This window comes from Mesorhizobium sp. M6A.T.Cr.TU.017.01.1.1, from assembly GCF_004023115.1.
Classification (GTDB): domain Bacteria; phylum Pseudomonadota; class Alphaproteobacteria; order Rhizobiales; family Rhizobiaceae; genus Mesorhizobium; species Mesorhizobium mediterraneum.
Window position 1 is genome coordinate 1 of the sequence record NZ_RZTA01000217.1, and the last position, 4,653, is coordinate 4,653.

3 protein-coding genes are annotated in these 4,653 nt (G+C 62.8%); all 3 read right to left on the reverse strand.

Features of this window, described 5'->3' with window-relative positions:
- Positions 1-176: 176 nt before the first annotated feature.
- The 3 genes from EOB36_RS33215 to glgC are packed head-to-tail and all read right to left on the reverse strand — an operon-like array spanning position 177 to position 4,523.
- The gene (locus EOB36_RS33215) at positions 177-1,805 is read right to left on the reverse strand and encodes an alpha-D-glucose phosphate-specific phosphoglucomutase (protein WP_095486092.1); all 1,629 of its coding nucleotides are present in this window, start codon (positions 1,803-1,805) and stop codon (positions 177-179) included.
- 3 nt (positions 1,806-1,808) lie between these two features.
- The gene (glgA, locus tag EOB36_RS33220) at positions 1,809-3,254 is read right to left on the reverse strand and encodes a glycogen synthase GlgA (protein WP_095486093.1); all 1,446 of its coding nucleotides are present in this window, start codon (positions 3,252-3,254) and stop codon (positions 1,809-1,811) included.
- 3 nt (positions 3,255-3,257) lie between these two features.
- Positions 3,258-4,523: a glucose-1-phosphate adenylyltransferase gene (gene glgC / locus EOB36_RS33225; protein WP_095486215.1), complete on the reverse strand. Its 1,266-nt coding sequence runs from the start codon at positions 4,521-4,523 to the stop codon at positions 3,258-3,260.
- Positions 4,524-4,653 lie beyond the last annotated feature (130 nt).

Genomic DNA, 4,653 nt, shown 5'->3' on the forward strand with positions numbered 1-4,653 from the left:
CCGCCAGACCGTCCGCCAGACTCAACTGACCCCAAACACGATCCGCCATCCCGAATCTCCCTGCTCCAACCTTCACCACAGAATCACCGTTCGGCTTCTGTGCAAAGGTCTCACAAGGGGAGAAGGGGGAGCCTCGCGACGCAGGCCGAACTCAGACGGCCGGCTGTGAACCAAACTCAAGTAATCACGCTCGGCTTGGCGCGGCCGGTATGGCCGCGAATCCCGGCGATATCATCGGCTGCCGCAATCAGATCGGCAAGCGCCTCCTGGGTGTCAAGATCGTGCCGAGACTTGTCCGGCTCGTAGCGCTCGATGTAGAGGCGCAGCGTCGCCCCCGAGGTGCCGGTGCCGGAGAGACGGAAGACGACGCGCGATCCGCCTTCGAACAGCACCCTGATCCCCTGGTTCTTGGCTATCGAGCCATCGACCGGATCGTGGTAGGCGAAATCGTCGGCGCTGGCGATCTTCATGCCGCGCACGCTGGTGCCGGGCAACGAAGCGAGCTTGGCGCGCAATTCGTCGACCAGCGCGTCGGCGCGGTCGGTCTCGACCTCTTCATAGTCATGGCGCGAATAGTAGTTGCGGCCATAGGTCGCCCAGTGCTCGGTGACGATCTGCTTGGCGCTTTCGCCGCGGGCAGCAAGGATATTGAGCCACAAAAGCACGGCCCACAGCCCGTCCTTTTCGCGGACATGGTTGGAGCCGGTTCCGGCACTTTCCTCGCCGCAGATCGTCGCCATGCCGGCGTCGAGAAGGTTGCCGAAGAATTTCCAACCGGTCGGCGTTTCGTAGATGCCGATGCCGAGCTTTTCAGCGACGCGGTCGGCCGCACCGCTGGTCGGCATCGAGCGGGCGATGCCTTTCAGGCCGGCCTTATACCCCGGCGCCAGATGGGCGTTGGCGGCGAGCATGGCCACGGAATCCGACGGGGTGACGAAAATACCCTTGCCGATGATCAGGTTGCGGTCGCCGTCGCCGTCGGAAGCGGCGCCGAAATCCGGCGCATCCGGTCCCATCATCTCGTCATAGAGGTGTTTGGCGTGAACCAGATTGGGATCGGGATGGTGGCCGCCAAAATCCGGCAGGGGAATGAAGTTACGGGCAGTGCCGTTCGGCGCGCCGAGACGGTTTTCCAGGATCTCCTTGGCGTAGGGACCCGTCACGGCATGCATGGCGTCGAAGCGCATGCGGAAACCCGATTTGAACAACGCGCGCAAGGCATCGAAATCGAACAGGCTTTCCATCAGCTCGGCATAGTCGGCGACCGGGTCGATCACCTCGACCGTCATGCCGCCCGCCTCGACGGTACCGATTGTGTCGATGTCGACGGTGTCGATGTCGGCGATCTTGAAACTGGAGATCACCTTGGTCTTGGCGAAGATCGCGTCGGTCAGCTTTTCCGGCGCCGGGCCGCCATTGCCAGCATTGTATTTGATGCCGAAATCCTCATGCGGGCCGCCTGGATTGTGGCTGGCCGACAAGATGATGCCGCCGAAAGTCTTGTATTTGCGGATGACGTTGGAAGCTGCCGGCGTCGACAGGATACCGCCCTGCCCGACCATCACCTTGCCGAAGCCGTTTGCTGCCGCCATGGCGATGGCCTTCTGGATGACCTCGCGGTTGTAGAAGCGGCCGTCGCCGCCGATCACCAGGGTCTTGCCCTTGAATCCATCCAGCGCATCGAAGATCGACTGGATGAAGTTCTCTGCATAGTGCCCCTGCTGGAACACCGGCACCTTCTTGCGCAGCCCGGAGGTGCCGGGCTTCTGGTCGAGATAGGGTTTGGTGGGGACGGTTTGTGTCATGCTTCAGGCGACCCTTTTCGAAAGCAGCAAGCGATAGAGCTCAACATATTTTTCCGCGCTTTTGTCCCACGACACGTCGGCCTTCATGCCTTGCCGCTGCATCGACGTCCAGACCGTGGGGTTGGCGTGCGCTTCGACCAGCCGGCGGATGGCGTGCAGCAAGGCGCCGGCATCGGCGGGCGCGAACTGGAAGCCGGTCGCGACGCCTGCCGAAACGGACGCTTCATTGGCATCGATGATCGTGTCAGCGAGGCCGCCGGTGCGGGCGACGACCGGCACGCAGCCATAGCGCAGGCCATAAAGCTGCGTCAGTCCGCAAGGCTCGAAGCGCGACGGGATGACGATGGCGTCACAGCCGCCCTGCATGGTGTGGGAAAGGCCCTCGTCATAACCGATGACGACGCCGATGCGACCGCGGTGGCGGGCGGCGGCGGCCAGCAGCGCACCTTCGAGGCCGGCGTCGCCGGATCCCAGAATCGCCAGGCGCGCACCCCTCGCAACGATCCCGTCAACGACCGCCGCCAATATATCCATGCCCTTCTGCCAAGTGAGCCGGCTGATGACACAGACGATCGGACTGTCGTCGCGATCGAGGTCGAAACGATCCTCGACGGCGGTCCGGTTGGGGTGCCGCGCCTTCAAAGTCTTGGCCGTGTAATTGGAGACCAGATGCTTGTCGGTGGCCGGGTCCCATATCTCGGTATCGATGCCGTTGACGATGCCATAGAGATCGACAGACCGCATGTTGACCAGGCCATCAAGGCCCATGCCGAATTCGGGCGAGCGGATTTCCTGGGCATAGGTCGGGCTGACCGTGGTGATGGCCCAGGCGGCCTGCAGGCCGGCCTTGAGGAAGCCGACGCCGCCATAATATTCGACGCCGTCGAGCGCCATGGCCGACGCCGGCAAGCCAAGCTCGCCAAAGATGCCGGCGCCGAACCGGCCCTGGAAAGCGAGGTTGTGGACGGTGATCATCGACGGCGTTCCGACCGCCTTGCCGTAGCGCATATAGGCCAGCGTCATCGCCGATTGCCAGTCATGGGCGTGGACGATGTCCGGCTGGTAGCCCGAGATGGCGCCGCCGGCGATGTCGCCGCCAACCTGGCTCAGGGCCGCGAAACGCCGCCAATTATCCGGCCAGTCGGCGCCGGTGGCATTGCCATAGGGACCGCCGGGACGATCGAACAGATGCGGCGCGTCGAGCACGAAAAGATCGAGCCCTGAAATCTCCACGGCATGGACCGAAGCTTTGCCGCCCTGCAGCTGCGAGTATTGGTGAACGGCCTTTTTCTTCTTGAAGGCATCCATGATCTGGGGATAGCCGGGAACGAGCGTGCGCATCGTCACGCCGTTGCCGGCGAGCGCGATGGGCAACGCGCCGGTCACGTCGGCAAGCCCGCCAGTCTTGATCAGAGGGAATATTTCGGGCGTGACCGACAGAACCTGCATCCACTACAACCCCAGTTTGTCGATCATGACCTGCGTGACGAGGCAGATGCCCTTTTCGGAAACGCGGAAGCGCTTGGCGTCGAGAATGGGATCCTCGCCGACCACGAGCCCCTCCGGTATCCTTACGCCATGATCGATGACCACGCGCTTCAACCTTGCGTTCCGGCCGACATGGCAGTCGGGCAGCATGACGACGTCCTCGAGCGTCGAATAGGAATTGATGCGCGCGCCCGTGAAGATCAGGCTTCGCTTCAGTGACGCGCCTGAGACGATGCAATCGCCCGAGACGAGCGACGACACGGCAGAGCCGCGGCGGCCATCCTCGTCATGCACGAACTTTGCCGGCGGCTTCAGCTCGGCATAGGTCCAGATCGGCCAGTCGCGGTCGTAGAGGTCGAGCTCCGGCGTGATGTCGGTCAGGTCGATATTGGCTTCCCAATAGGCGTCGACCGTGCCGACATCGCGCCAGTAGGCTTCGTTCTCGGCGGTCGAGCGCACGCAGGATTTGGCGAAGCGATGGGCGATCGCTTTCCCATGCTCGACGACATAGGGGATGATGTCCTTGCCGAAGTCTCGGCTTGAGCCCGGTTCGGCCGCGTCGCGGCGCAGTTGCTCCATCAGGAACTTGGTCTTGAACACATAGATGCCCATCGAGGCCAGGGCGAAATCCGGCTTGTCGGGAATGCCGGGCGGATCGGCGGGCTTCTCGATGAAGGAGATGATGGTGTCCTTGGCATCGACATGCATGACACCGAAGCCGGTCGCCTCCATGCGCGGCACTTCGAGGCAGCCGACGGTGACATCAGCACCGGCTTCGACATGCTGGCGAAGCATCAGCTCGTAGTCCATTTTGTAGATGTGGTCGCCGGCTAGGATGACCATGTATTCGGGCCCGTAGGCCTCGATGATGTCGATGTTCTGGTACACGGCATCGGCCGTGCCCTCATACCATTGCGTTTCCGACACGCGTTGGCTGGCCGGCAGGATGTCGAAGCTCTCGTTACGCTCGGGCCGCAGGAAGTTCCAGCCGCGCTGCAGGTGGCGGATCAGCGAATGCGCCTTGTATTGCGTGGCGACGCCGAGGCGGCGAATGCCGGAATTGAGCGCGTTGGAGAGCGCAAAATCGATGATGCGCGTCTTGCCGCCGAAATAGACCGCCGGCTTGGCGCGTCGGTCGGTCAACTCCCTGAGGCGGCTGCCGCGGCCGCCGGCCAGCACATAAGCCATGGCATCGCGCGCCAGCGGCTGGGTTCGTTTTATCTCTGCCATTTTATCCTCCCAAGTTACGCGCTGCGAGACATCGCTCATTCCGAAGCAAATTCGAGCATGATCGTTGACAGCGGCGGTAACAGCATCGTCGCCGAGATGCTTCCTCCTTCCGCCCGAGCCTCGACGGCGC

Coding starts and splice junctions, on each gene's coding strand:
- glgC (WP_095486215.1), bottom strand. CDS start 4,523: ATGGCAGAGATAAAACGAACCCAGCCGCTGGCGCGCGATGCCATGGCT.
- EOB36_RS33215 (WP_095486092.1), bottom strand. CDS start 1,805: ATGACACAAACCGTCCCCACCAAACCCTATCTCGACCAGAAGCCCGGC.
- glgA (WP_095486093.1), bottom strand. CDS start 3,254: ATGCAGGTTCTGTCGGTCACGCCCGAAATATTCCCTCTGATCAAGACT.